The sequence below is a fragment of the Archangium gephyra genome, from assembly GCF_049060025.1.
Taxonomy (GTDB): Bacteria; Myxococcota; Myxococcia; order Myxococcales; family Myxococcaceae; genus Archangium; species Archangium gephyra_A.
Genome location: NZ_JBMEQQ010000002.1, coordinates 6,414,103 through 6,438,096, shown reverse-complemented (window position 1 = coordinate 6,438,096; position 23,994 = coordinate 6,414,103). Strand labels below are relative to the sequence as shown.

At 69.8% G+C, this 23,994-nt stretch carries 29 protein-coding genes and 2 pseudogenes; 19 read left to right on the top strand and 12 right to left on the bottom strand.

The window, feature by feature from the left end; genetic code table 11:
* Positions 1 to 15: 15 nt before the first annotated feature.
* Positions 16 to 294, bottom strand: a pseudogene (locus ACN28I_RS27920) (Uma2 family endonuclease); the annotation flags it as partial.
* A gap of 286 nt (positions 295 to 580) precedes the next feature.
* On the opposite strand from ACN28I_RS27920, the gene ACN28I_RS27915 reads away from it, so the two are divergent.
* A complete protein-coding gene (locus ACN28I_RS27915; protein WP_420944975.1) occupies positions 581 to 1,798 on the top strand; it encodes a hypothetical protein in 1,218 nt (405 codons plus the stop codon).
* Positions 1,799 to 1,845: 47 nt separating this feature from the next.
* Positions 1,846 to 3,012, top strand: coding sequence for a DNA replication/repair protein RecF (gene recF / locus ACN28I_RS27910; RefSeq protein WP_420944974.1), 1,167 nt, complete (start codon positions 1,846 to 1,848; stop codon positions 3,010 to 3,012).
* A gap of 11 nt (positions 3,013 to 3,023) precedes the next feature.
* Here the strand turns inward: recF and ACN28I_RS27905 are convergent, their stop codons facing one another.
* The 3 genes from ACN28I_RS27905 to ACN28I_RS27895 form a co-directional block, all read right to left on the bottom strand.
* The gene (locus ACN28I_RS27905; protein WP_420944973.1) at positions 3,024 to 3,752 is read right to left on the bottom strand and encodes a hypothetical protein; all 729 of its coding nucleotides are present in this window, start codon (positions 3,750 to 3,752) and stop codon (positions 3,024 to 3,026) included.
* Between the two features lie 3 nt (positions 3,753 to 3,755).
* Positions 3,756 to 5,195, bottom strand: coding sequence for an AAA family ATPase (locus ACN28I_RS27900; protein WP_420944972.1), 1,440 nt, complete (start codon positions 5,193 to 5,195; stop codon positions 3,756 to 3,758).
* Between the two features lie 232 nt (positions 5,196 to 5,427).
* Complete coding sequence (locus tag ACN28I_RS27895; RefSeq protein ID WP_420944971.1) at positions 5,428 to 5,727, bottom strand: YiaA/YiaB family inner membrane protein; 300 nt, start codon at positions 5,725 to 5,727, stop codon at positions 5,428 to 5,430.
* Between the two features lie 117 nt (positions 5,728 to 5,844).
* On the opposite strand from ACN28I_RS27895, the gene ACN28I_RS27890 reads away from it, so the two are divergent.
* Positions 5,845 to 6,723 carry a LysR family transcriptional regulator gene (locus tag ACN28I_RS27890; RefSeq protein WP_420944970.1) on the top strand — a complete coding sequence of 293 codons (879 nt, stop codon included), beginning with the start codon at positions 5,845 to 5,847 and terminating at the stop codon, positions 6,721 to 6,723.
* On the opposite strand, the gene ACN28I_RS27885 is transcribed toward ACN28I_RS27890, so the two are convergent.
* The gene (locus tag ACN28I_RS27885) at positions 6,686 to 6,913 is read right to left on the bottom strand and encodes a hypothetical protein (RefSeq protein ID WP_420944969.1); all 228 of its coding nucleotides are present in this window, start codon (positions 6,911 to 6,913) and stop codon (positions 6,686 to 6,688) included. The genes ACN28I_RS27890 and ACN28I_RS27885 overlap by 38 nt on opposite strands.
* 271 nt (positions 6,914 to 7,184) lie before the next feature.
* Here ACN28I_RS27885 and ACN28I_RS27880 point away from each other — a divergent pair, with 271 nt between their 5' ends.
* A complete protein-coding gene (locus tag ACN28I_RS27880) occupies positions 7,185 to 7,670 on the top strand; it encodes a hypothetical protein (protein WP_420944968.1) in 486 nt (161 codons plus the stop codon).
* Here ACN28I_RS27880 and ACN28I_RS27875 read toward each other — a convergent pair.
* Complete coding sequence (locus tag ACN28I_RS27875) at positions 7,589 to 7,963, bottom strand: hypothetical protein (protein WP_420944967.1); 375 nt, start codon at positions 7,961 to 7,963, stop codon at positions 7,589 to 7,591. The two genes, ACN28I_RS27880 and ACN28I_RS27875, sit on opposite strands and share 82 nt — an antisense overlap.
* A gap of 191 nt (positions 7,964 to 8,154) precedes the next feature.
* Between ACN28I_RS27875 and ACN28I_RS27870 the strand changes: the two genes are divergently transcribed.
* From ACN28I_RS27870 to ACN28I_RS27850, 5 genes are all read left to right on the top strand, one after another.
* The gene (locus ACN28I_RS27870) at positions 8,155 to 8,673 is read left to right on the top strand and encodes a hypothetical protein (RefSeq protein WP_420944966.1); all 519 of its coding nucleotides are present in this window, start codon (positions 8,155 to 8,157) and stop codon (positions 8,671 to 8,673) included.
* Positions 8,674 to 8,804: 131 nt separating this feature from the next.
* Positions 8,805 to 9,515 carry an MlaE family ABC transporter permease gene (locus tag ACN28I_RS27865; protein WP_420948728.1) on the top strand — a complete coding sequence of 237 codons (711 nt, stop codon included), beginning with the start codon at positions 8,805 to 8,807 and terminating at the stop codon, positions 9,513 to 9,515.
* Between the two features lies 1 nt (position 9,516).
* Positions 9,517 to 10,338 (top strand): ABC transporter ATP-binding protein, encoded by an 822-nt coding sequence (locus tag ACN28I_RS27860; protein WP_420944965.1) that lies wholly within the window; start codon positions 9,517 to 9,519, stop codon positions 10,336 to 10,338.
* Positions 10,335 to 11,561 carry an MlaD family protein gene (locus ACN28I_RS27855; RefSeq protein WP_420944964.1) on the top strand — a complete coding sequence of 409 codons (1,227 nt, stop codon included), beginning with the start codon at positions 10,335 to 10,337 and terminating at the stop codon, positions 11,559 to 11,561. The genes ACN28I_RS27860 and ACN28I_RS27855 overlap by 4 nt, the downstream gene beginning before the upstream one ends.
* Before the next feature lie 81 nt (positions 11,562 to 11,642).
* The gene (locus tag ACN28I_RS27850) at positions 11,643 to 11,975 is read left to right on the top strand and encodes a MazG nucleotide pyrophosphohydrolase domain-containing protein (protein ID WP_420944963.1); all 333 of its coding nucleotides are present in this window, start codon (positions 11,643 to 11,645) and stop codon (positions 11,973 to 11,975) included.
* A 5-nt stretch (positions 11,976 to 11,980) separates the two neighbouring features.
* On the opposite strand, the gene ACN28I_RS27845 is transcribed toward ACN28I_RS27850, so the two are convergent.
* Positions 11,981 to 12,751: a hypothetical protein gene (locus tag ACN28I_RS27845; RefSeq protein WP_420944962.1), complete on the bottom strand. Its 771-nt coding sequence runs from the start codon at positions 12,749 to 12,751 to the stop codon at positions 11,981 to 11,983.
* Between the two features lie 543 nt (positions 12,752 to 13,294).
* Between ACN28I_RS27845 and ACN28I_RS27840 the strand changes: the two genes are divergently transcribed.
* Complete coding sequence (locus ACN28I_RS27840; protein ID WP_420944961.1) at positions 13,295 to 13,468, top strand: short-chain dehydrogenase; 174 nt, start codon at positions 13,295 to 13,297, stop codon at positions 13,466 to 13,468.
* A gap of 21 nt (positions 13,469 to 13,489) precedes the next feature.
* Here ACN28I_RS27840 and ACN28I_RS27835 read toward each other — a convergent pair whose 3' ends face one another.
* The 3 genes from ACN28I_RS27835 to ACN28I_RS27825 all read right to left on the bottom strand — a co-directional run bounded on the left by ACN28I_RS27835 (position 13,490) and on the right by ACN28I_RS27825 (position 15,795).
* Positions 13,490 to 13,744, bottom strand: a complete 255-nt coding sequence (locus tag ACN28I_RS27835) for a hypothetical protein (protein WP_420944960.1) — start codon at positions 13,742 to 13,744, stop codon at positions 13,490 to 13,492.
* Positions 13,745 to 13,826: 82 nt separating this feature from the next.
* Positions 13,827 to 14,150, bottom strand: coding sequence for a hypothetical protein (locus ACN28I_RS27830; RefSeq protein WP_420944959.1), 324 nt, complete (start codon positions 14,148 to 14,150; stop codon positions 13,827 to 13,829).
* A gap of 172 nt (positions 14,151 to 14,322) precedes the next feature.
* The gene (locus ACN28I_RS27825) at positions 14,323 to 15,795 is read right to left on the bottom strand and encodes an ELWxxDGT repeat protein (protein WP_420944958.1); all 1,473 of its coding nucleotides are present in this window, start codon (positions 15,793 to 15,795) and stop codon (positions 14,323 to 14,325) included.
* 264 nt (positions 15,796 to 16,059) lie between these two features.
* Between ACN28I_RS27825 and ACN28I_RS27820 the strand changes: the two genes are divergently transcribed.
* Positions 16,060 to 16,713, top strand: a complete 654-nt coding sequence (locus ACN28I_RS27820) for a hypothetical protein (RefSeq protein ID WP_420944957.1) — start codon at positions 16,060 to 16,062, stop codon at positions 16,711 to 16,713.
* Positions 16,714 to 16,920: 207 nt separating this feature from the next.
* Positions 16,921 to 17,556 (top strand): hypothetical protein, encoded by a 636-nt coding sequence (locus ACN28I_RS27815; RefSeq protein ID WP_420944956.1) that lies wholly within the window; start codon positions 16,921 to 16,923, stop codon positions 17,554 to 17,556.
* Positions 17,557 to 17,656: 100 nt separating this feature from the next.
* Here ACN28I_RS27815 and ACN28I_RS27810 read toward each other — a convergent pair whose 3' ends face one another.
* Positions 17,657 to 18,430: a Kelch repeat-containing protein gene (locus ACN28I_RS27810; RefSeq protein ID WP_420944955.1), complete on the bottom strand. Its 774-nt coding sequence runs from the start codon at positions 18,428 to 18,430 to the stop codon at positions 17,657 to 17,659.
* Between the two features lie 486 nt (positions 18,431 to 18,916).
* On the opposite strand from ACN28I_RS27810, the gene ACN28I_RS27805 reads away from it, so the two are divergent.
* The 7 genes and pseudogenes from ACN28I_RS27805 to ACN28I_RS27775 form a co-directional block, all read left to right on the top strand.
* Entirely contained in the window at positions 18,917 to 19,687 is a 771-nt protein-coding gene (locus ACN28I_RS27805) for an SDR family NAD(P)-dependent oxidoreductase (protein WP_420944954.1), read from the top strand.
* 36 nt (positions 19,688 to 19,723) lie between these two features.
* A complete protein-coding gene (locus ACN28I_RS27800) occupies positions 19,724 to 20,254 on the top strand; it encodes a hypothetical protein (protein ID WP_420944953.1) in 531 nt (176 codons plus the stop codon).
* A gap of 55 nt (positions 20,255 to 20,309) precedes the next feature.
* The gene (locus ACN28I_RS27795) at positions 20,310 to 20,993 is read left to right on the top strand and encodes a hypothetical protein (RefSeq protein WP_420944952.1); all 684 of its coding nucleotides are present in this window, start codon (positions 20,310 to 20,312) and stop codon (positions 20,991 to 20,993) included.
* Positions 20,990 to 21,730, top strand: a complete 741-nt coding sequence (locus ACN28I_RS27790) for a hypothetical protein (protein ID WP_420944951.1) — start codon at positions 20,990 to 20,992, stop codon at positions 21,728 to 21,730. The genes ACN28I_RS27795 and ACN28I_RS27790 overlap by 4 nt, the downstream gene beginning before the upstream one ends.
* Positions 21,731 to 21,791: 61 nt before the next feature.
* Positions 21,792 to 21,986 carry a hypothetical protein gene (locus ACN28I_RS27785; RefSeq protein ID WP_420944950.1) on the top strand — a complete coding sequence of 65 codons (195 nt, stop codon included), beginning with the start codon at positions 21,792 to 21,794 and terminating at the stop codon, positions 21,984 to 21,986.
* A 15-nt stretch (positions 21,987 to 22,001) separates the two neighbouring features.
* Positions 22,002 to 22,763, top strand: coding sequence for a class I SAM-dependent methyltransferase (locus tag ACN28I_RS27780; protein ID WP_420944949.1), 762 nt, complete (start codon positions 22,002 to 22,004; stop codon positions 22,761 to 22,763).
* A 271-nt stretch (positions 22,764 to 23,034) separates the two neighbouring features.
* Positions 23,035 to 23,685 (top strand): annotated as a pseudogene (locus ACN28I_RS27775) (adenylate/guanylate cyclase domain-containing protein); the annotation flags it as partial.
* Here the strand turns inward: ACN28I_RS27775 and ACN28I_RS27770 are convergent.
* Positions 23,586 to 23,972 (bottom strand): hypothetical protein, encoded by a 387-nt coding sequence (locus ACN28I_RS27770; protein WP_420944948.1) that lies wholly within the window; start codon positions 23,970 to 23,972, stop codon positions 23,586 to 23,588. The pseudogene ACN28I_RS27775 and the gene ACN28I_RS27770 sit on opposite strands and share 100 nt — an antisense overlap.
* Between the last annotated feature and the right edge of the window lie 22 nt (positions 23,973 to 23,994).

The window sequence follows — 23,994 nt, the reverse complement described above, 5'->3', positions numbered from 1 at the left end:
GTGGGGTACACCTTCTCGCGCATAGATGGGCAGCTTGCTCGCGCGATCGCGTGCTTCCGTGGAAGGAGAGAGGATTTCGCAGACCCAGTCGGGAGCAAGCGTCAGGGCCGCGCCTTTCGGCGCTGTCGGAAGCCGTTCGCGGCGCCAGCCCGCGAAATCCGGGACCAGCACGTCACCCTGAAGGTGCAGCTCGGGTTCGATGAGGATGCGCCATCCTCCGGGGCCGCCTTGTCCCCGATGAAAAGGGCCCAACAACTCGAAGGCAAGCTCCGTCGTGAGCAGCGTGTGGGGCATGGCCGGCCGTGGGCTCGTGTACAGCTCGCCAGCGATGATTTCCCCCACCATGTTGGGGGAGCTCCTCCAGGTCCGTGTAGGTAGCGGGTCGCTTTCCCATCCCCATCCCATCCACATCCATCCGAGCGACAGGTTTCATGTCTGGAGCCTGCCGCCCGGGTCCGACACTTCTTCCCATGCACCTCGCCCGGCGTCGAGTAGCGCGGGGCGCCACCGTTCACTCGTCACCCCAGAGGCCTCCGGGGGCCTGCCGTCCCGCCCGGGTGTCCCTATAGTGGACGGTACCGTGGCAACCCATCCGGACAATCTGCGAGCGCGGCTGGAAGAGCGCGGGGAGCTGCTCGAAGCCACCCGCCTGCGCTACCGCGCGCTGGTGAAGTTACTGCGGGCCTTCTTCTGGCAGGGCCGGGTGCGGGACAACCTGGAGCTGCTGCGCGAGGTGGCGCTGGCCCAGCCGCAGGTGGACATCACACTGGAGGCGGTGGCCCGGCGCGCGGCGGCCGAGGGCTGGCCGAGGAGCTCGGCGCCCATGGTGCTGCTGGCCGAGGTGGCCCGGTTGCGCGAGGACGTCGCGTGGGCGGTGGAGCGGCGGCTCATCGCGAAGCAGAAACCGGCGCAGCTCGGCGAGGCCCTGCTGAAGCTGGAGGAGGAGGTGCTGGACGCGGGGCCCCTGCTGGGGCGGCGTCTGTGGGCCCAGGCGGTGGAGCTGCTGCCGCGCAACCTCCCGGAGCTGCGGGCCGCCTGCGCGGCGGGTGAGATTTTCGAGCGCGTCTTCAAGCGTCCGGCCGCGGAGGGCGCGTTGCCCTTCGACGCGGCGGAGGCGGACGAGGTCCGGCGGGCGCTGCTCGTGGCGGACAAGGCACTGGGGGCGCTGTGGGCCCGGCTGGACCGTTTCGACGGGACGGGCCGGGTGAGGAGCTTCCTGGAGAAGCGGATGAGACGGGCGCCGGTGCGGCCTCCGCGCAGTGGGCCGGAGCTGCTGCTGCACGCGGCCTTCTGGCACGACCTGACGCGAGCGCGGTTGAAGGCGCTGCTGGAGTCCCGGCTGTCGCCCGTGGTGCCGCGCGAGGAGGAGTGGCCGGAGCTGCTCGGCTGGCTGGTGGCGCGCGAGGGCGCGGCGCAGGCGCGGCTGGAGGCCTCGGAGGTGCTGAGCGAGGGGCGTGCGGGGCTGCTGGAGGTGGCGGCGGAGCTGGCGGCGCTGTCGCGGGCGCGTCCGGTGGGGCCGTGGAACGAGGAGGCCGCGTGGGTGCGGCTGTGGACGGCGGCGCAGCGGGCGAGGTCCGAGGCGGGCCCGGACGCGGAACAGCTGCGCGATTCACTGCGCCTCTTCATCCGGCTGAGGGGGCAGGGACAGACACCGGCGCGGCTCTTCTCTCCGGAACGCGACGTACTCGCCCGGACGCCGGGCGGACAGGCGGGAGGAGAACCGGACGACCTGCCGGGGCTGGTGCAGCGGGCACGGGAAGCAGCCGGGCGGCCTCGGCCGGGGCGGGTGTCAGGGTAGGGCTTTAACCTGGACGCACACGTGTACGGATGGGAGAAAGGCCTCCCGTGCGGCTGCTGGCACTCCACGTTCAGGACTTCCGAAACCTTGGCCAGGTGACCCTGGCGCCGAGTCCGCACGCGTCCATCGCGGTGGGGCAGAACGGGCAGGGGAAGACGAACCTGCTGGAGGCGCTCTACTTCCTGGCGACGCTCAAGCCCTTGCGAGCCGGGCGCCTGTCGGAGCTGGTGCGGTGGGGAACGGCCTCGGCGCGGGTGACGGGCCGCTTCCTGCTCAAGGGAGCGGAGCGGGAGATTTCCGTCGAGGTGGCCGGAGGGGTGCGGCAGGCCTTCGTGGACGGGAAGAAGGCGTCGAGCCTGGAGGAGTACTTCGGGGGCGTGTCGGTGGTGGCCTTCACCCCGGACGATCTGGAGGTGGTGAAGGGAGGGCCGGATGCACGGAGGGCCTTCCTGGACCGGGCGGTGTTCAACCGTTTCCCGGCGTTCCTACGGGAGAGCCGCGAGTACGGGCGGGCGCTGAAGAACCGCAACCGGCTGTTGAAAGCGGGCCCGGTGGACGCGGCGTACCTGGAAGCCTACGACGAGACGCTGGCGAAGACGGGGGCGCGGGTCTACGTGCGGCGGCGGGCGCTGATGGCGGAGCTGGGGCCGAGGGCCCAGGCGACCTTCGCTTCCATCGGGCGGACGCCGGATCCGGCGGCCTACGGCTACCACCCGGCGCACCTGGGAGACGTGGACTTCGCGGAAGCGGACGAGGCGGCGCTGGCGGTGGCGTTGAAGGAGGCGCTGGCGGCGCGGTCGCGGAGGGACCTGGACCGGGGCTTCACGTCGGTGGGCCCGCACGTGGACGACGTGACGGTGACGCTGGGGAAGCGGAGCGCGCGGGCGTACGCGAGCCAGGGCCAGCAGCGGGCGTTGGTGCTGGGGTGGAAGATCGCGGAGATCGAAAACCTGGAAGCGGCGATGGGCTTCCTGCCGTTGCTGCTGCTGGACGACGTGTCGAGCGAGCTGGATCCGGAGCGCAACACGTACCTGATGAACTACCTGGCGGCGAGCGGGGCGCAGGTCTTCCTGACGACGACGGACGCGGGGCTGGTGCGGGGAGCGGCGGCGCAGGACACGCTGTGGCTGGGAGTGCGGACGGGAGAAGTCACGAGTGTGACCTCGGTGCAGGAGCCATCAGCACTGGAGCACCCGGCGGACGAGCCCGCGTAGCCATCTCCCGCTCAATCCCAGCGCCCGCCGCGCCTGGCGGTGAGGAGCGAGGTGGGGATGAAGCTCACGAAGACGAGCACGCCCAGATACAAGCCGAGTATCTTGAGGAGCCCGTCGCCGAACTTCACGAGCAGCACGGGCAGGCCGATGGCCCAGGTCACGGCCATCCAGCGCGCGCCGGGGTGGGGGATGTGGCGCAGCAATCCCAGGGCGAGGCACGGGTCGAAGAGGGGCTGAAGCCGGCTGAGGAACGAGCGATCCTTCACGAGCGCCCGATGCAGCTCCTCCACGAAGCGTTGCCGCTCGGCGAGCTGGGCGGCCTCTTCCTGCTGGCGGGCCTGTTGGTAGGCCTGCATCTGCTCGCGAGTCTGGGCCTCGGCCTGCTCCCGGGCGCGTGAGCGCTCCGCGTCATACGCGAGCTGCTCGGGGGACTGGAGGTCCGCGCCGCACGTGGTGCACTCCCGGGCGAAGCGGCCGTTCTCGGCCTCGCACCGGACGCAGCGCGGAAAAGACTGTCCCCCGGCGGGCGCGTCATCGAGCGCCAGCGGGGTCTGCCCGTGGAGCTTGAAGCGCTCGACGTGGGCCTCGGGGACGGAGACGGAGTCAGGGGCGCCGGAGCCGGGCCCCGCGACGGACTCGAAGCGGCCGCCGTCCTGCAGGCGCACCTGTCCGTCGGCGTGGGGCTTCTCGCCGCGCGAGCGCTCGAGGTGGAGGAATCGGGAGAACTTGTTGGAAGCCATCGCCTACTCCTTCCTCGCGCCGCTGCCGGAAGACGATGCCGGACGGGTGCGCCCGCGGGCCCAGTCGCGCAGCCGGAGGATGTCGTCGCGCATGGTGACGGCGAGCGGGACGGTCTCCTGGATGGCCCCGGCGATGTGGCGCTGCTCCAGCTCCACGCCCTGGCCGAAGGCCTCGTAGAGCGCGGCGATGATGGCCTGCTCTATCTCCGCGCCGCTGAAGTTCTCGGCCAGGCCGGCCAGCGCGTTCAAATCGAAGGCGGCCGGGTCGCGCTTCCTCCGCTGCAGGTGGATGCGGAAGATGTCGCGGCGCTCGGCGGCCTCGGGCAGATCGATGAAGAAGATCTCATCGAAGCGGCCCTTGCGCAGCAGCTCGGGGGGCAGACCTTCGATGCGGTTGGCGGTGGCGACCACGAAGACGGGGGCCGTCTTCTCCTGGAGCCAGGTGAGCAGGGTGCCGAAGACGCGCGCGGTGACGCCGCCGTCCGTGGTGCCCGAGGAGGCGACACCCGACAGACCCTTCTCAATCTCATCCACCCAGAGCACCACGGGGGCGATGCTCTCGGCGACGCGGATGGCCTTGCGGAGGTTCTCCTCGGAGGAGCCCACCAGCCCGCTGAAGATGCGGCCCATATCGAGCCGCAACAGGGGCAGGTTCCAGTGCGCGGCGATGGCCTTGGAGGTGAGGCTCTTGCCGCAGCCCTGCACGCCGAGCAGCAGCAGGCCGCGCGGCTCGGGGAGGCCGAACTGGCGGGCGCGCTCGCCGAAGGCGGCGGTGCGCTGGGTGAGCCACTGCTTGAGGTTCTGCAGGCCGCCCACGGTGCCCAGGTCCTGCTCCGGCGGGTAGTACTCGAGCAGCCCGCTCTTGCGGATGACCTGGCGCTTCTCGTCCTGGACGCGGCGGATGTCCTCGGCGTTCAGCTTGCCGTCGTGGGCAATCGCCTTGGCGAAGGCATTCTCCGCCTCCGACAGCGTGAGGCCCTGGGCCGCCTGGATGAGCTGCGCGGCCTGCTCGCGCGACAGCTCGATGGTGGCCTTGTTGCTGCGGCGCACCACCGCGACGATCTCCTTGAGCAGGTTCATCAGCTCCTGGAAGCCGGGCAGGGGGACGTCGAGGACGGAGACCTCCTTCTCCAGCTCGGGGGGGATGACGAGGGTGGGGGACAGGAGGATGACGGTGGTGAAGGTGCTCTTGAGGGAGTGGGCGAGCTCGCGCAGGGCGCGCACCACGGACTTCTCCTCGAGGTAGGGGTGGAAGTCCTTGAGCACGACGAGCGAGGGCTCGGAGAGCTTCTCGATGGCGGCGATGGCGTCGATGGGGCTGCGGGTGTCCTCGGGGAGGGCGGGGCCCCGGGAGCTACCGAGGTAGCGCAGGCCGCGGCTGATGGACCAGGAGAGGAGCACCTTGCCGTGGGCGCGGGCGATGTCCGCGAGGAGGGTGTCCACGCGGTGCTCCTCCCACGAGACGAGGTAGAGGAGCGGGTAGCGGGCGCGGATGAGGATGTCGAGCCTCCTCGAGCCAGGGAGCGGAGGAGGACCCGGGACGGGGGAGCGCGGGGCTGGACACCATGCCCCGGGTATAGCAGGCCGGACGAGCAGGGGGACACGGGGCCGGGCGGCAAGCCCGCCTGCCCGCTCACACCGTGGCACACACCCGGTGTCGAGTCTTGTCACCTCGTTACTTGAGGCTGCCCACGGGGTCCACCTCGGCGAGCAGCTTGGTGACGCGGGCCTCGTCGATGCGGGCGGTGAGGCGCTCCTGCTCGTGCTGGTCGCGCACCGTCTTGGACAGGCTGAAGGTGGAGCCGATGGTGAAGAGCATGCCCATGCCCAGGAAGGCCTTCTGCCAGCCGTCGATGGGCAGGTGGTAGATGCCGATGGCCATCACGCCCACGGCCAGGGCGAAGGAGAGCCAGGTCTGGATGACCCAGGCACCACTGTGGGTCGGCTGCACGGCGGCGGTATTGGGGCGGGACATGGTGAACCTCTTTCGGGAGAGCGCTTCCGGTGGAAGCGCGTTGACGAGACACAAGATGCACCCGTTCCTCGCAAACCGCATGGAACTAATGGCTCGTGCTTCGATAAGCTCCAGTCAATGATTCAGCTCCAGCGTCTCGAGGGCTTCTACTGGGTGGCACGGTGCGAGGGGTACGCCCGGGCGGCGCGTGCCTTCCCGTACCCCATCACCCAGCCGGGCGTGCACCAGCAGGTGAAGCGGCTGGAGTCCGAGCTGGGCGTGCGCCTCTTCGAGCGGGTGGGCAAGGACCGCGTGGTGCTCACGCCGCAGGGCCGCGCGCTCTACGAGTACCTGGCGCCGTTCTACGAGGGCCTGTCCGTGCTGGAGCGCTCGTTGCGCTCGGGGACGATGGGAGGGCGGCTGCGCATCCACGCCTCGGGGCACACGCTGCGCCACCTGCTGCCTCCGTGGTTGCGGCGGTTGCAGGGCCAGCGGCCCGACATCGAGGTGGCCCTCTTCGAGGCGAAGGTGCCCGCGGTGTCCCTGGTGCGCTCGGGTGAAGCCGATCTGCTGGTGGATCACCTGCCCGAGGTGCCCGCGGACCTGGAAGCCCAACAGGTGGGCAGGACGCGCGCCTTCCTCGTGTTCCCGTCCAACCACCGGCTCGCGCGCAAGGGCCCGCTGAGCCCCGAGCAGTTCCGGGACGAGCCCTTCATCACCTACAGCTCGGATCCCCAGTTGAGGGACCTGCAGCTCGCGGCGCTCTCGCACTTCGGCGTGGTGCCGCAACGCATGTACGCGGCGGACTCGTCGGAGACGATCCTCGGCTTCGTCGCGGCGGGACTCGGCTACTCGCTGCTGGCGTCGCTGCTGCCCCGCGGACCGAAGGTGCCCGGCGTGGTGGCGCAGCCGCTCACCGAGCCGGCCCGCGAGTTCCCCATCTACGCCGCCTGGCGCAAGAGCCCGCAGCGCAACCCGCTCATTGACGCGCTGCTGGGGCTCGCTCCGAAGCCGTGACGCCGCTTGCCGCCTCTCCGGCCTGAACGGGAGTGGCCTGCTTGCCCGCCTCGGGGGCCTTGGCCTCCGGGCCCTTCGGCTGCTCCTTGATCGTGCCCAGGCTGTTGCTCCACCACTCCGGGCACAGGAACAGGAAGAGGCCCCCGAACAACAGCATGCCCACCAGCGAGACGATGACGACTTCTCCCATGCGCTCCTCCAGTCCGCCCTGATTCAAGGACGGCCACAGCCCTCTTCAACAACCGAAAATCGCCGGTTCGCGGCTCCGGACCCAGAACCGGAACAGCCGGTCTGATGATGCAGAACAGCCCGGCTGGTGGGGAGCCCTTCGCCGCCTCAATCGTCGCCTTCGACCTGCTCGGCCGGCGCCTCCTCTGCGTTGACGCGGCATGTCAGGCCCCGGTGGTACTCCGGGTCCATGGGCATGCGGGACCGCGCGTCCCATTCCTCGGAGGAGTTTCGTGAAGAAGCTGTCGATGCTGCTCGCCACGCTGACGCTGGCCTCGGCGCCCGCCTGGGCCGCCGACTACAAGTGCAATGGCAACCGGGTGGAGAAGGGCGGCAGCACCCGATACACCGTGCGCACCTCGGGCCCGGACATTACCATCGAGAAGGGGGGCGGCACCCGGGGCAAGGCCGTCAAGCGCGGCAATGACTACGCCGTCGAGGTGGGCGGCAGCACCCAGGCCACCATCGAGAAGGGCCGCATCTACAAGGGGGGCTCCACCTGGAAGCTCGGTGAGCGAGGCCCAGCGCGTCTACGACTGCCCGGACATCGTCGCCGCCACCCTCTGGGTGCTCGAGCAGAAGGGGCAGCTCTAGTCCGTCACCGGCCCGCCGTGGGCGTCACGGCGGGCCACTGCTTTCACGCCCTGCGGCGCAGGCGGAAGCGCCGCAAGGGGTTGTGGAGCGGCCCCGCGGCCTCCTGCGGCACGTGCTGGAAGTAGGCGAAGCGGAACTCCGCCCACAGCACGATGTAGGCCACCCCGAAGATCGCCGTGGCCACCACGGACCACCACGACACCCCGAAGGCCAGACTCACCAGCGCCGACAACACGCACACCACCCCGATGCCCAGGGCCACGTCCCGGCGCCGCGCCGACTCCGACATGGCCAGGCCCATGGAGACGAGCGACATGGCCAGCAGCAGCCACGCCAGCCCGAATGCCTCCCGGGCATACAGGAGGGCGATCGACAGCAGGAACAATCCCAATCCGAACAGCCCCAACCCACCGTCCATGAGGTGCCTCCTCCTCCGGATTTCCCAGAAGCAAGGGTTCAGGCCCTAACATCCGCATCTGTCCACCACTGGAGGAACGCTCGGCGCGGCATGCGCCCGGCGTGTCCGGCAGCCCTCCGCGTGGCGGGGATTCAACCTTTCATTCCCGCGGCAACTCACCGCCTCTTGCAGGGGTGCCTACCCTCGCGGCGATGAGCAGGGGAGTCTTCCGTCACGTCCTTCCGCTGTTGTTGCTGCTCGCGCCAGCCGTGGGTTGCCACCGAGGGGTCCGCTTCGAGAACCAGGTGTTCTCCAAGCCCGGGGTGCGCTACCGGCTCGGCGCGCTGCCGCCCGTCTGGGAGCGGGTGAAGCTCTCCAACAATGACCTGGCCTGGTACACCGAGGAGACGGGCCACGCCCTGTCGGTGAACTCCATCTGCCGCGAGCACGAGGACGCGCCGCTGGACGTCCTCACCCGCCACCTCGTCATGGGCTTCACCGAGCGGCTGGAGGTGGAGCAGCAGAAGGTGGTGGTGGACGAGCGCGAGGCGTTGCGCTCGCGCTACCGGGCCAAGCTGGATGGGGTGCCGGTGGAGCTGCTCTTCGTGGTCCTCAAGAAGGACCAGTGTGTCTACGACTTCACCTACGTGGCGCCGCTGGGGCGCTACGAGGAGCGGCTGGAAGGTTTCGAGTCGCTGGTGCGCGGCTTCCACGCGGAGGAGGCGTCATGACGACGGAAGCCGGGATGCATCACCCCCGCCCCCACCGGCCGGTGGAGGCCTCGCAGGCCGGGGCCATCAACCCGCTGGGCGGCTCCTTCGTGCAGCGCCAGGTGGAGCGGCTGGAGCGCTTGGGCGCGCTCATGGTGATGACGGGGCAGGTGGCGGTGCGCGCGGTGAGCCCGCCGTATTCGCCCTCCGCGCTCGTCTACCAGATGGAGGCGCTGGGGGTGCGCTCGCTGCCCATCGCCCTGCTGACGGCCACCTTCGCGGGGCTCGTCATCTCGCTGCAGTTCGGCTTCTTCCTGGCGCGCTTCGGCGTGCAGTACACGGTGGGCCGGGTGGTGGTGCTCACGCTCTTCCGCGAGCTGGCCCCGGTGCTCATCGCGCTCACGGTGGGCGCGCGCGTGGGCTCGGGCATCGCCGCGGAGCTGGGCTCCATGACGGTCACCGAGCAGGTGGACGCCATCCGCGCGCTGGGGGCGGACCCGCTGCGCAAGCTGGTGGTGCCCCGGGTATTGGCCTGCCTGCTGCTCATGCCGGCGCTCACCATCCTGGCGGACGTCATCGGCATGCTGGCCGGGGCCCTCGTGGTGAATGTGCAGTACGGCATCAGCTTCCATCTGTTCTTCCAGGGGGCGCTCGACATCGTGTTGATGAGCGACTTCCTCTCCGGCGTCTTCAAGGGTTTCGTCTTCGGCGGAATCATCGGCGTGGTGGGCTGCTTCAAGGGCCTCACCGTCGAGGGCGGCACCGAGGGCGTGGGCCGCGCCACCACGCAGACGGTGGCCATCACCTCCGTGGCCGTGTGTCTGGCCGACTTCTTCATCACCAAAGTCACCCTGTCCTTCTGAGATGCTCTTCCGCCACCACACGCCCCGCCTGAAGTTCCGCCCGCCCCAGCGGGGCGAGGAACTCATCCGTTTCGAGCACCTGCGGAAGTCCTTCGGGCCCAAGCGCGTCTACGACGACCTGCAGCTCTCCGTGTACGCGGGCGAGACACTGACAGTGATTGGCGGCTCGGGCACGGGCAAGAGCGTGTTGCTCAAGTGCCTCATCGGGTTGCTGCGCCCGGATGGCGGACGCATCCTCTTCGAGGGGCAGGAGCTCAATGACTTCCGGGAAGAGGACTTCATCGACGTGCGCCGGCACGTGGCGATGGTGTTCCAGGGCGCGGCGCTCTTCGACTCGCTGACGGTGGGGGAGAACATCGCCTATCCGCTGCGCGAGCACTTCCCGCGCATGTCTCCCGAGGAGCTGCGCGAGCGGGTGGCCCGGAAGCTGGAGCAGGTGGACCTGCCGGGTATCGAGGACATGAGGCCGGCGGACCTGTCCGGCGGCATGAAGAAGCGGGTGGGGCTGGCGAGGGCCATCGCCACGGACCCCGAGGTCATCCTCTGGGACGAGCCCACCACGGGGTTGGACCCCGTCACCACCGAGAACATCAACCAGATGATTCGTTCCATGCAGAAGCAGCTCGGGTGCACGTCCATCGTGGTGACGCACGACATGATGAGTGCCTTCACGGTGTCCGACCGCATCGCGATGCTGGCCAACCGGCGCATCGTGCAGGTGGGGACGCCGGAGGAGATGAAGGTTTCCACGGTGCCGGAGGTGAGGGCCTTCCTGGACGCGCGGCGGCAGGAGCTGATGCCTCGGGAGGAGGTGGCGCGATGAGCCTGTTTGGCAACACGTCGAACGAGCGGCGCCTGGCGCTGCGGGTGGGGGCCTTCGTGGCGATGGCGTTCGCGCTGGCGGGCGTCGTCGTCTTCCTCATCGGGCAGGAGACGCGCCTGTTCGAGAAGAACATCGAGTTCTACACCTACTTCGAGAACGTGGAGGGCCTGACGGAGGGGTCGCCGGTGTGGCTGGGCGGCCTGGAGGTGGGACGGGTGGCGCAGGTGCGCTTGCCGTCCAAGCCCGGCGAGACGCGGCTGGAGGTGCTGCTGCGGATGGGCACGGAGCACGCGCCGCGGGTGCGGCAGGACTCGGTGGCGCGGCTGTCGAGCCTGGGCGTGCTGGGAGACAAGGCGGTGGACATCACCATCGGCTCGCCGGCTTTGCCGCCGGTGCCCGGGGACGGGGTGATCACGAGCGCGGGCGGGGCGGACATGTCCTCGCTGATGCGCAGCGCGGCGCAGGTGATGGAGGACACCGTGGCGGTGAGCCGCACGGTGCGCAAGTCGGTGGAGGAGCTCGCCAGTCCCCAGGTGACCGAGGATCTCGCCGCCAGCATGAGCAGCCTGCGCAAGCTGCTCGAGGAAGTGGAGAAGGGGGACGGAGCCCTGCACGCGCTCATCTACGACAAGCAGACGGGCGACGAAGTGCGGCGGCTGATGGCCAACGCCTCGCGCACGGCGCTGCGGATGGAGAAGGCGCTGGGGCACGTGGAGGGGCTGCTCGACGAGGTCCGGAATGGCGACGGCACGGCGCACGCGCTCATCTACGGCAAGGAGGGCGCCAAGGCGTTCAGCGAGCTGGGGGCGGCGGCGGGGCAGCTCGCGGTGCTGATGGAGGACGCGAGGAAGAACCCGGACGGCGCGGTGCACCAGCTCGTCTACGGGAACGCGGGCAACATGCTGTCGGACCTGGGGAGCGCGGCGGCGGACATCAAGCAGATTACGGCCATGGTGGCGCGCGGCGAGGGCTCGCTGGGAGGAATCCTGAAGGATCCGACGGTGTACGAGGATCTGCGGGAAGTGGTGGGCAACGTGCGGCGCAACCGGGTGCTGCGCTCGCTGGTGCGCTTCGCCATCAGCAACAACGAGAACGTGCAGTACGTGGGCAAGCCCATCGAGGCGCCGAAGGACGACGAGTCGCGGACGGGAATCGGAGGAGCGGGAGAGGCCACGCCGGAGCCACCGAAGCTCATCCTGCCGCTGCCGCCGCCGGTGCCCTGAGCTTCCCTCTCTCCCCGGGAGAGGGCTGGGGTGAGGGTATCTGGTTGACAGCGGCGAGTCCCGCCAGCGAGGAAGAGACCCATGATTACGCTCCCCGAAGGCGCGGCGATGAAGGAGTACCAGCGGTACATCCATGAGCTCGAGACGATGCATGGATGGCTGAAGGTGGACCTGGTGCACAACTGCTTCCTGATGGGCGAGGAGATGGGGGAGCTGTTCAAGGCGGTGCGCCGCTACAACAAGCTCTTCGACGAGGGGCAGGCGACGCCGTCGGAGCAGGCCCGGGCGAACCTCGCGGAGGAGCTGGTGGACGTCTTCAACTACCTGCTGGCCATCTCCAACCGGGTGGGCGTGGACCTGGAGCAGGCGTTCCGGGAGAAGAACGAGAAGAACCAGCAGCGCACGTGGAGCTGAGGCGGCTACCGGCGGACCACGAGCACCTGACGGGCGCGCCCCGGGACCGAGCAATACAGCCGTAACACGTCCGGAGTCTCCAGGGGCTCCGCGAGGGATTGGCACCAGCGCAGCAGCTCGCGCAGGGAATCATCGTCCTCGAGCCGCCACCGCTCCTCGGTGGCGACGCCGTGGCGGATGCGGGCGAGCGCCGAGCCGGAGAGTCCGGAGAGGGTGCCCTCGCGGGTGATGAAGTACAGGCGGCGCAGGAAGGGGCCGGTGCCGGGCTCACGCCGGAAGTGCCGGAACGAGCCGCGCGAGAAGACGAACCGCTCGCCGTCCTGCTCGTGCACGGCCTCGCGGTCGAAGTGCCCGGAGCGGAAGAAGCGGGTCCGGTACTCCTGGGGGTCGTAATGCCTTTCATCCCCCGTGAACCAGGCCAGATTCTCCTGGCGGCGGCGGAAGCCATGGGCCAGGTCATTGGGGTTGCGCTTCACCTCGACCAGGGCGAGCACCTCCACGGGTTGCCCGGGGCGGAGCGGCTGACGGATGAGCAGTTGATCGAGCTCGGTCCGAGCGGCCCCGAGCCCGACGCCCGTGAGCACCCGGAGGCGCGCGGTGGCCCCGGTCTTCACCAGCTCGGGCACGATGTGGCGCCACGTCAGCGCGAGCGCCTGTTGTTCGAAGCTCACACCCGTGCTGCCGGAGCGGCGCCCCTGGTTCAGCAGGAGCCCGGCGAGGCTCGGCGTCCGCGCGCTCCAGCCCGAGGCGGGAGCGGAGCTGCTGCAACTCCTCACGTAACCGGAGCAGCTCCTGGCGCGGAGGGCTCGCCTGGGTGAGCTGGGTCTGCTCGTGCTGAAGTGCCCGCTGTCTGTCCTGGAAGTCCGTGAGCTTCCTTCGCAGGCCCGGTTGCGCTTCCGGCTCGGCCCGGGCCAGCGCGGCACTCAGCCCGGCGATGGCTTTTCCGGTCCTGGAGAGCTCCTCTTCCACCTGGAGGAGGCGAGCCGCATGGGGCGAGGCCTCGTCCGCGGCGGCGGTGCGACGGCAGGCCCGCTCCAGTGCACGGAGCTCGGGATGGGCCCGCCGCAGGTCGCGAATCCTGGCGCGCTGGACGAAAGCCGGGTCCAACGCCCAGAAGGGCAATTGGTGGGTGAGCCAGTGGCGGAAGCCCTCCAGGTCGAGGCCGCGCAGGTCGACGGCCTGCCGCAGCAGGCGGCGCAGCTCGCGCGTTCCTCGGGCAACAGGGAGGGGGAGAGGGGAGGTGGGTGTCATGCGCGAGCCGCGGTGCCGACACTCAGGATACGAGATGTGATCATCAACAACGCGGGCGTCATGCCGAGTTGGAGCTCGCCGACAGCATCTCGGATCCAGCGGCGCGGGAGCGGATGAAGGATTTCCGCCGGATCGCGATTCCCACCGACGCTGTCGCCAGGGCCATTCAATATGCCATCGAGCAGCCTGACGACGTCGACGTCAGCGAGGTCATCGTACGGCCGACCGCCAACAAGAACTGACTCGTGGCGGTGGTCAGGGGGTCAGGCGGCCAGGCGTTGGCCACCGGAAGTCACGCCCACGGGGGCAGTCTGGAGACGGACCGCCGTCGGGCTGAAGGCCATCGCGCGAGCCGCCCGGTACAGGATGTGGGTGGTGATCACGATGGAGCCCGCGAAACCGATGAGCGTGAAGAGTACCCCGCCGTTGCGGATGTCGAGCAGCAGCGAGGCGATGGTGAGGGCGTAGCCCAGGGCGTACACCGCGACGAGCTTGAGGGTATTGGGTGGGGTCGTCATGAGAAGTGCTCCATGCTGTGTGTGGGGGTTTTGCTGCACACACCACAGATGGAGCAGTTCCCGGTTTGTGACGGGCGCTTCCCTACCAATGCGCGAATAGCGAAACGAGCAGGGAGGCCAACGCCATGATGCCGATGACGGTAAGGGCGGCGGGCGTGCCCTGGAAGATGGAGCCGAAGTTCTCCGTGGCCTCGTGATGTCCGTGGGGCGTCCGCTCGACGATGGCCCGGTCGATGAGCAGCACCGAGAGACTGGCCGCGAGCCAGATGCCGACGGCGAGCCAGGGCACCGAGCGTAGCAGGTAGCCCAGCACGGCGGCCCCGGCGGCGATGGCATACGCGATGGCGTACGCCACGAGTGTCCGGGTGGTGAAGTACTGACTGGGGCGGCTGGTTCCTCGGACCACGGCGCACTCCTCTCCCCCTCGTCGCCGCAAACGTGGGGAGTCACCGGCAGGCGGGCAATCCCAGACGTGACGGAAGCACGGACACCGGGTCACGCCCGGCTGCCTCCTGGGCGGGCGGCGGTGCATCCACACGCCGGCCGCCCGGAGGCCATCCAAGCTCTCGCGTCCGGCGCTACCGGCCGCAGCGATCCTCGGGACGGAAGGGCAGGGCCCACAACTCCCGGCCGTGCGTGCCGTCATCCGCGGTGAAGAAGACGTCCCAGCCGGAGCGGATGAAGCCGCTCGGGCCCGAGCCCGCGGGCCCCGGCGCCACCTCCGTCAGCGGGCGTGTACGGCCGGGCGAGCCGTGGCTCACCCACGGCTCGCGGCCCCTCCCCGCCGTCTCCGCGCTGAAGAAGAGCGTGTCGTGGATGGACGCCAGCTCCGTGGGAGAGGAGCCCGCCGCCCCCGGCTCCAGGTCCTTGAAGAGACGCGTGCCGCCCGACGTGCCATCGCTCACCCACAGCTCGCGCCCGCGCACCCCGTCGTCCGCGGCGAAGTAGAGCCTGCGGCCCAGCACCTTCAGCGAGCCCGGCCTGGAGTCTCCCGGGCCCCGGTGGATGTCCTCGAGCAGCCGGGTGCCCCGCACCGTGCCATCGCTCACCCACAGCTCCTCGCCCGCGGGGTCTCCCTCCAGCCCGCTCCGGGCCCGCCCGGCGCTGAAGTAGAGCTTCCCGTTGAGCGCCGTCAGGTCATGCGGGTAGGCCCCCGGGAAGAAGCGCAGCTCGCGTGTGCTCGCCAGCGTCCCTCGTGTCACCCACAGGCTCGCCTCGCCCTCGTCATTGTCCACGAGGAAGAAGAGCAGCTCACCGCCCACCGGCGTCATGCTGAAGACGACGTTGTCCTCGGGAGCCTCGAAGACGGGCCTGGCGCCCGGTACGCCCACGCTGCGCCACAGCCTCACGTCGCTGCCCACGTTGGCGACGAAATAGAAGGCATTCGGGGTGCGCACCATGCGGCGCGGGCTGGACGAGCCGGGTCTGTCCGGGTCCCATTCATCCGCGCCCGGGTACAGGTCCTCCAGCATGAAGGTGCCCGCGGCCGTGCCATCGCTCACCCACAGCTCGCGCCCGTTCACCCCATCGTTCGCGGCGAAGTAGACCCGCCCGTTGAACTCCACCAGTCCGCTCGGGCCGAGGTCCAACCCGGACGGGTGGATGTCCTTCACCAGGGTGGTGCCGGCGGTGGTGCCATCGCTCACCCACAGCTCGCGGCCGTGCACGCCGTCGTCCGCGGTGAAGAAGACCTTGCCGCCCGCCACGGTGAGCTCGTTGGGCTCGGCGCTGTCGAGCCCCGGGCGGAGGTCCTTCACGAGGAAGGTGCCCGTGCCTCCCGTGCCGCTGCTCACCCACAGCTCGCGGCCGTGCACGCCGTCATCCGCGGTGAAGAAGAGCCCGTCCGCTCCCCGCACCAGGCCCTCCGGCTCCGAGCCCGGCGCTCCCGGGTGGATGTCCCGCAGCAGGCTGGCCGTGTCCGTGCAGGGCTCCCAGGTGACGGCTGACTCCAGCGTGGAAGGCTGTTCACCGTCGGTGGGCTCTTCCTCGAGGGGACCCGCGCAGCCCGTGGCGAAGGCGAGCAGGGCCGGAAGCGCTCTCCAGTATCTCATCGTGTGCAGCTCCTGAGTGCGTGCGCGGCTGGCGCCGCGTGGGGCTGCAATGTGCGCACGAGGAGTGGGCTGCCCACCCGTGCACGAGGGCGAGCGGAGGTAGTGCATCGACAGTCATGCAGTTGGGCGCGCGACTCCTCTCGCTGGTGAGCACATGCGGACGCCAGACACCGAGCGGGCGGGTGAGCGCTCTCCCGGTGGCTCGTGGTATGGACACCCATCTCCACCCACTGAAGGTGGATTCCACCGTGGAATGGAGCCCACATGAGACCAGCCTCTGTCACGCAGCGGGCCATGGCCGTAAGCCTCGCCCTCATCCTCATTTCCTGCGGGACGACCCGCTACTCGACCGCCGGGCCTACAGGCCCCGAGAACCTGGCCAGGTACGCGCTCATTATCAAGCCACGAGCGGGTGGGCAGGTGACCCACGAGTGGGTCACCCTCAAGGACTTCGACATGGCGACGCTCCAGCTCGCGATGCACCCAGTCACAATCAACCGGGATATCGTGCGCGTTTCCACCTCGGACTCGGAGTTGGAGGAGTACTGCGAGGGCCGGCGCCTTCAATGTGAGCAGGATTGTCTCACGAGCAGCAGGCCGTTCCTGGTGGATTGGCGCAAATACATCGACACCCAGGTTCAACCCTGGCGCGTGGCCAGATACGCGTGGTGTCCGAAGAACTGCCTGGACGCCAAAGTGGACTGCACGAAGAGGCGCGGCAAGTGGTACGAAGAGTATTCCCCCAGCTTCCAGGCGATAGCGCCTGCCATTGACTGGCTCGAGGAACACCATACGGAACTCCTCGTGGGTACCGTCGTTGTCATCGCCGGTGTTGCCTTCACGGTCGTGGTCGCTGCCTCGGGAGGAGGGGTGCTTGCCCTGGCACCCCTGGTGTTGTTCGCGGAGGCATCCAGGTGAAAATCTTCGAAACACTTGCGGACGCCGCGAGGTTCGCCGGTTCGCGCTGGCAGGCCGCGCTGGCGCAAGGCCGTGAGGACGAGAAGCGACTCTGGAGGTACGTGGGCGAAAGCAGGAACTTCGTTCACGTGACCGGGCAGATCTACCGCTTCGAGGATTATCTCCAGGGGCTTGCGCCTGGAAGCTCCCTCCAGGAGAAGTCCGGCCTTGAATGCTGGCAAGGGTGCATTCTCGCGGCCAGCGGCCGAGATGCTCCTCGAGGCCCTCGATGAAGTGCCCGATCCCGAGCAGAAGCAGCATGTCCGCGTTCTCATCGCCCTGCTCGATTTCATCGCTGACACTGGCCAGCTCGATGAGGTCGAAGACTTCTTCATCCATCATCATCAGTATGCGCCCATCGCCGTGGCGCGGTTCTCCAGCCGCGAGGAAGCGGAGAAATGGCTGAAGGACACCGCGGAACCACCGAGCCCAGCCCACATCCTCATTGGCGATGACTATTATCAGCTCTGGTACATGCGCGAGGACAACACCCGCGGCATGTCTCGTGAGTACGTCATTGAAGCGGCCATCGCGGCGCTCACCGCGAAGGGAATCCCACCGGGAGCCCCCTCGTTTCCCTCGCGAACGGAAGCGGAGGACTGGTTGAAGAGCCACCCGGCCAACCCCGAGGCCTTCGTGGTCATCGACGGGGAGCACTACCTGGCGGTGCACCACAAGAGGCTGCAGCTCCACACGCTCCACCATGTGGCGTCCGCCTTGAGCGAGTGGGAAGAGCACAAGAAGAAGGTTGCGCTCGAAGAATCCGAGGAAGCAGGAGCCCCGCCAATGGAGGAAGGCGAGTAGCTCGGTAACCGTCCAGGGAGATGGAAAGAGGCGGGAGACGGCGGAGCGGACGTGCGGCCCGCTCTGCCGGGAGTGCGGCGAGGTGCAGCCGGGAACTGCTTCAGCGCGTGAAGCGCTCGACGGAGCGGGGGCCGCTGCTGTTGCCGCCCACGAACAGCACCTCGCCCGTGTGGAGCAGCGTGGCCGTCGGAGACGAGCGGCCCTGCTTCATGTTCGCCGTGGGAATCCAGGTGTTCGTCGAGGGGTCGTACAGCGCCGCCTGGCCGATGGCGTCCGTCACCAGCACCTCACCCGAGTAGAGCATCGTCGCGGAGAAGAGGGGCGTCATGTCGTAGGGGAAGGGAGGGGCCAGGGACCACTGCTCGCTGTACGGGTCGTACAGCTCCACCGTGTTGCCGCCGCCAATGCCGCCGACGACGAGGACGTTGCCCGAGTAGAGGCGGATGGCGAAGTGGCCGTGGCGGGCCTTGGACAGGTTGCCGGCGGGCGAGAAGCTGTTCGTGGCCGGGTCATAGAGGTTGACCTCGGAGGAGGTGTCCCCGGCGGTCGAGGTCCACCACAGGTAGCCGCCGGTCACCAGCACCTTGCCCGAGTAGAGCACCGTCAGCGCGGTGCGGCTGCGCGGGGTGAAGGGGCCCGGGACGCCGCTCCACGTGTCCGTCCGCGGGTCATACACCTCCGCTTGAGGCCCATTCCAGCGGGCGGGGACGTTGCCGCCCACCACCAGCACCTTGCCCGAGTCGAGCAGCGTGGCGGTGTGGTTGCCGCGGGGCGTGTGCATGAGGGCCGCGCCGCTCCACGTCCCCGTGACGGGATCGTACAGCTCCGAGTACATGGTCCAGTTGCCCCAGGTGCCGCCATGGCCGCCCGTCACCAGCACCTTGCCCGAGGGGGAGCTCCGTCGCGGTGTGGAGCGTGTGGGGGGTGAGCGGGGAGCCCGTGCGCCGCCACGTGTTCGTGTACGGGTTGTACACCTCCGCCGAGCTGCCCTCCGCCACCAGCACGTCGCCCGGGCCGTTGAGCAGGGTGGCGGTGTGGCCTCCCGGGTGCGCGAGCAGTGAGGAGGCATTGCTCGTCCAGGTGCCGACGGGCGTGCTCAGTGCCGCCTTCTTCGATTGCAGCGCGGCGCCAGGCTCCTGCACGGGCGCTTCGGGTTGGCATCCACCGGCCATGGATGCGAGGCCCGCGAGCAGCAACGACCAACGCGTCGTCTTCATGTGTACCCCTCCCTGTGGACAACTCGCGGCCAGAGGCTGGCCGCGGTGCCAGTCTACCGGAGACGCCGTGTGGGCTCGTGGCGCTCCGGGTGTGTAGTGGATTGCCCTGATGCGCGGGGATATGCCGGGGTAGAAGGTGTTGCATGGACCTGGAATTGAAGGGCAGGGCGGCACTCGTGACGGGCAGCAGCCGGGGCATCGGCCGGGCCATCGTCACGGCGCTGGCCCGCGAGGGCGCGCGGGTGTGTCTGAGCGCACGCGGCGCGGAGGGACTGGAGCAGGCGGCGGCGGAACTGCGCGCGTCGGGCGCCGAGGTGGTCACCGTGGTGGGCGACGTGGCCACGCCCGAGGGCGCGGCGGCGGCGGTGGACGCGGCGGTGCGGGCCTTCGGGACGTTGGACATCCTCGTCAACAACGTGGGCGGCAGCGGCGGCGCGGGAGCCTTCGACGTGGCCACCGCCGCGCAGTGGAAGGACGTGGTGGACCGCAACCTCATGGCCTCCGTGTGGTGCAGCCAGCACGCGGTGGAGGTGATGAAGGCCCGGGGCGGCGGCTGCATCGTGCACATCAACTCCATCTACGGCCGCGAGTACGGCACCAGCGCGCCCTACACGGCGGCCAAGGCGGGGCTGATGGCGCTCACCAAGGAGATGGCGCTGGACCTGGCGCGCCACCGCATCCGCGTCAACGGGGTGGCGCCGGGCTCCATCCTCTTTCCCGGGGGAAGCTGGGACCGGCGGCGGCAGGCGCAGCCGGAGAAGGTGGAGAAGCTGGTGCGCGAGGAGCTGCCCTGGGGCCGCTTCGGCACGCCCGAGGAGGTGGCCGACGTGGCCGTCTTCCTGTGCTCCGAGCGGGCGCGCTGGGTGACGGGCGCCACCGTGCCGGTGGATGGTGGACAGGGCCGTGCCTTCTGACTCGGGCGGGGCGCTCGTGGCGTGTAGAGTGCGCGCGTGCTGAGGCTCTACAAGAAGGAAGGCGACACGCTCCGCTACTGGGAGGCGTGGGTGTACGAGGCCACGCTCACCGTGCACCAGGGCGTCGTGGGTGAGATGGGCGAGCAGAAGGACACCCCCGTCCCGGCGGACGAGGATCCGGACATGGTCATCGCCCAGGCGGCCGAGCCGCTGGTGGACCAGGGCTATGACGAGCCGGACCCGGAGGCCATGGTGCCGCTCGTCGTCCAGTACGCGCTGCAGGGCAAGGGCTCGGGGCAGGACTTCCAGAAGCGCCACTCGGTGGAGGAGGTGCTCACGGATGCGCTGGGCTGGACGGGCAACGGCGAGGTGGAGGGCGGCGAGACGCAGCCCGGGCGCATGAATGTCTTCTGCCGGGTGATGGACCTGGACATCGCCCTGCGCACCTTCCTCGAGGTGCTCGACGACGAGGAGCTGCTGGAAGGGGCGTTCATCGCCCTGGTGCGCGAGGGCGAGGAGCCCCGGGTGCTCTGGCCCCAGGACCACACGGGCCCCTTCCGCGTCTGACGTCGGACGGGGGGTGGATGGTCTCCGGAGGCCTGGGCGAGGCAGACTTCCGGCCGTGTCCTCGCGTCTCTCCTGCGTCCTGCTCCTGCTCACCCCGGCCGTGGCCCTGGCCGGGATGCCGAGCTTCCTGCTGACGGAAGTCGCCTCGCGGCGCTTCCAGGCCATCTCCTTCTTCCTGGCGCTCTTCCTGCTGGTGACGCTCGCGGTGCGGGCGCTGTGGAACCGGCTGGGACGCGACGTGCCCCGGCTGCCGAAGCTCTCCTTCGGGTCGGCACTGGCGCTGGTGTTCCTCTGGGGGCTCGGCTTCCAGCTCGTCCTCTCGATGATCGCCGGCGGGCGCGAGCTGATGACGCCCGGGGCGTGGGAGAAGAAGGGCGCCACCTACGAGCTCAAGGAGTCGGAGCTGCCCTCGGAGAAGGAGCTGGTGCTCCAGGCGCGGCGCCAACGGCTGGAGGAGTTGCGCGTGGCGCTGTGGGCCTACGCGGCCGCGCACGGGAACGAGTTCCCCCCGAGTGACCTGGCCCCGGGCATCCCCGAGGAGCGCTGGCGGGTGGTGGGCGGCTCGGGCCTGCACTACATCTACGTGAGCGGGTACAAGGCGGACGCCCCCGCGGCGCCCCTGGCCTACGAGCCGGGCCTCTTCGGCCGCGAGCGGTGGGTGCTCTTCACGGATGGGGACATCCGCCAGCTCCCCGTCCAGTCCATCCACGCGGCGCTCGCGGGCGGAGGGACACCGTGAAGGCGATGAAGGTCGTCGGGTGGGTGCTTGGCACGTTGTTCGTGATGTCGTTCTTCATCTGCATGGGCCGGGAGTGGCTGATCCAGGTGCCCTTGACGCTCGCATTGGGGTGGGTGGCCTTCCTGCTGCGGGTGGTGCCGGAGATGACGTGGCGGTGGGGCGCCATCGCCGAGACGGTGGCGGTGGGCGCGGTGCTGGGCGTGGGCACGCACCTGTTCCTGCGCCGGCTGTGGCGGCAGCTCCGCCCTGAGGAAGCGTGGCCCGTGTGCTGGAGCGCGTCGCTGGTGGCGCTCATCGTGCTGCTCTTCGGCGCGACGATGGCCACGGTGGGAATCGGCCACCACGTGGGCTGGCTGGTGTCGAGCCGGGAGCCGCTGGCACAGAGCTCGTGGCGCTTCCTGCCCAGCAGGGTGCGGTGGGAGAACGAGGAGCTGTGCGCGAAGGCCCAGGAGCTGTCGAAGTCCGGCGTGTCCGACGCCCGGATGGTGCAGGTGCTGCTGGGGGACGAGGACGAGAAGACGCGCGACCGGGCCGAGCGGCTGTACGTGGTGCCCTGGAAGGGGCCCGGTGGCGAGGCGGGCTTCCTCGTCTTCCCGCGCGACCCCATCTCGCGTGGGTGGGCGGACGCGGTGCGCTGCGGAGGGGGCCTGGCCCAGGACGAGGTCATCAAGGCGGCGGAGCTGCCACGGCTGCTGTCGGAGAGTCAGGGGCAGGTGGCCGCGGACACGGCGCCGTGAGGAAGGATTTGGTCACTTGCCCGAGGAGGCGCGCTTTTTGGGGCGGGAGATGGGGACGGGGTTGAAGACAACGCCATCCAACTTCAGCCGCTTGCAGGCCTTGGCGAAGCGCTCGGCCGAGCAGGGACACCGGAGGGCACGGAGTCTGGAAGCGGTCCTCGCGGTGGATGCCCGACAGCCCTGCGTGGTTGCCGCCGGTGGTCTGTCCATCGGTGGCACCCCGGGCCACTTCGACGAAGACGCGGAGCGGACCTGACATTACGCTCTGAGCATGCTCGGTGACGCCTTCCTGCTGCTGCACACGGATCTGCCTCGCGAGGGACCTGGGAGTGATGAATGCACCCGCGAGGCGCTCCGCCGCTTGCGCCCGCTCCTTCCTCCTTCCCCCAGGGTGCTCGACCTCGGGTGCGGCCCCGGCCGGCAGACGCTCGTGCTGGCCCGGGAACTCGGCACCCCCATCACCGCCGTGGACTCGCACCAGCCCTTCCTCGAGCGCCTGGCGGCCGAGGCGGCGGCCCAGGGACTCGGGCACCTCGTGCGCACCCGGCGCTCGGACTTCGCGGCGCTCGAGGATGCGCCGGGCAGCGTGGACCTCATCTGGTCCGAGGGCGCCATCTACATCCTGGGCTGGGGCGCGGGACTGCGGCGCTGGCGGCCGGTGCTGAAGGAGGGGGGCCTGCTGGCCGCCAGCGAGGCCACGTGGCTCACCGACTCGCCGCCCGCCGAGGCCGCCGACTTCTGGCGCGAGGCCTACCCGCGCATGGGCACCATCGCCTCCAACAGCGCCACGGCGCGCGAGGCCGGTTTCGAGGTGTTGGACACCTTCGTGCTGCCGGCCCCGGCGTGGTGGGACGAGTACTACCATCCCCTGGAGGCGCGCATGGCCTCGCTGCGCGAGCGGGCCCGGGGGGACGCGGACCTCTCCACCGCCATCGCCGAGACGGAGCGGGAGATCGATCTCTACACCCGTTACGGCACCTCCTACGGCTACGTCTTCTACCTGCTGCGGACCCGGGGCCAGGGCGGGCGCTGAGCGGCGCCGGGCCCCGGCCGGTGGGTGCCTCCGGGCTCAGCGGCAGGGGCCGCACAGGACTCGTGAAGGGGTGGACAGTCCGGCGCGCCGGGCCGGGCGGCACTGTCGGCTCCGCGCCAACCCGCCGCCTGGGGAGGGTTGCCACCCGGAAGGCGCCGCCCCTAGCGATGAAGCCTTCCTCTGGCCAGTGCGCTGGGTGTGGCCAGATGGGAGTGCGAGTGGGAGCCGGGCTCGCGGGAGGGGTCGGAGCGCTCCGTATGATGGTGCACGGATGGGGCGCATGGGGGGCGCGAGATTACGGCCTCACGGTCATCATGATCGCAGGCGAGGGAGAGTGGTGATGGGGAGCGTCCTGCGCATGTTTTCATCTCTCAGCACCACCGAGGGTCCGGCTGTCGGAGGGGCCTCGCGGCGACGTTCCCCCTCCACCGCGGCTCCGACCGGAACGGTGGCGCTCGTCTTCACGGAGGTGCAGGGCTCCACGCGGCTGTGGGAGCGCTGCAGCGGTGGCATGCGGGCGGCGCTGGACGTGCACGACCGGGTGCTGCGCGCGCTGCTGGCCGCGTACGGCGGCTACGAGGTGAAGACGCAGGGAGACTCCTTCATGGTGGCCTTCACCTCGGTGGTGGAGGCGGTGCGCTGGTGCCTGCAGGCGCAGCAGGAGCTGGTGCACGCGCCCTGGCCGGAGGAGCTGCTCGCCGAGCCGGACGCGGCCGGGGAGAAGGGGCCGGACGGGTGGCTGTACCGGGGCCTGCGGGTGCGCATGGGCGTGCACCTGGGAGAGCCCGAGTGCCGTCTGGACGAGCAGACGGGGCAGGCGGACTACTTCGGGCGGGTGGTGAACGAGACGGCGCGCGTGGCGTCGGCGGGCCAGGGCGGACAGGTGCTGGTGAGTGGGACGGCCTGGGCCCGGGTGGAGGACGCACTGGAGTCGCTGGGCCGCCCCGTGGTGCACGCGCTGGGCGAGTACCACCTCCAGGGAATCGACGAGGCCGTCACGCTGATGGAGGTGCTGCCCCCGGCGTTGGCAGAGCGGCGCTTCGAGGCGCTCCGGGTGCAGCGGGTGCTGCGGGGCCATGTGCCGGGCGAGACGGGGGAGCTGATCGGCCGGCAGGAGGAGCTGGCGGCGCTGCGGCGCGGCTTCGACACGGAGGCGCGGCTCGTCACGTTGCTGGGCCCCGGCGGCATGGGGAAGAGCCGGCTGGCCACGCGCTTCGGCAACCAGGAGCTG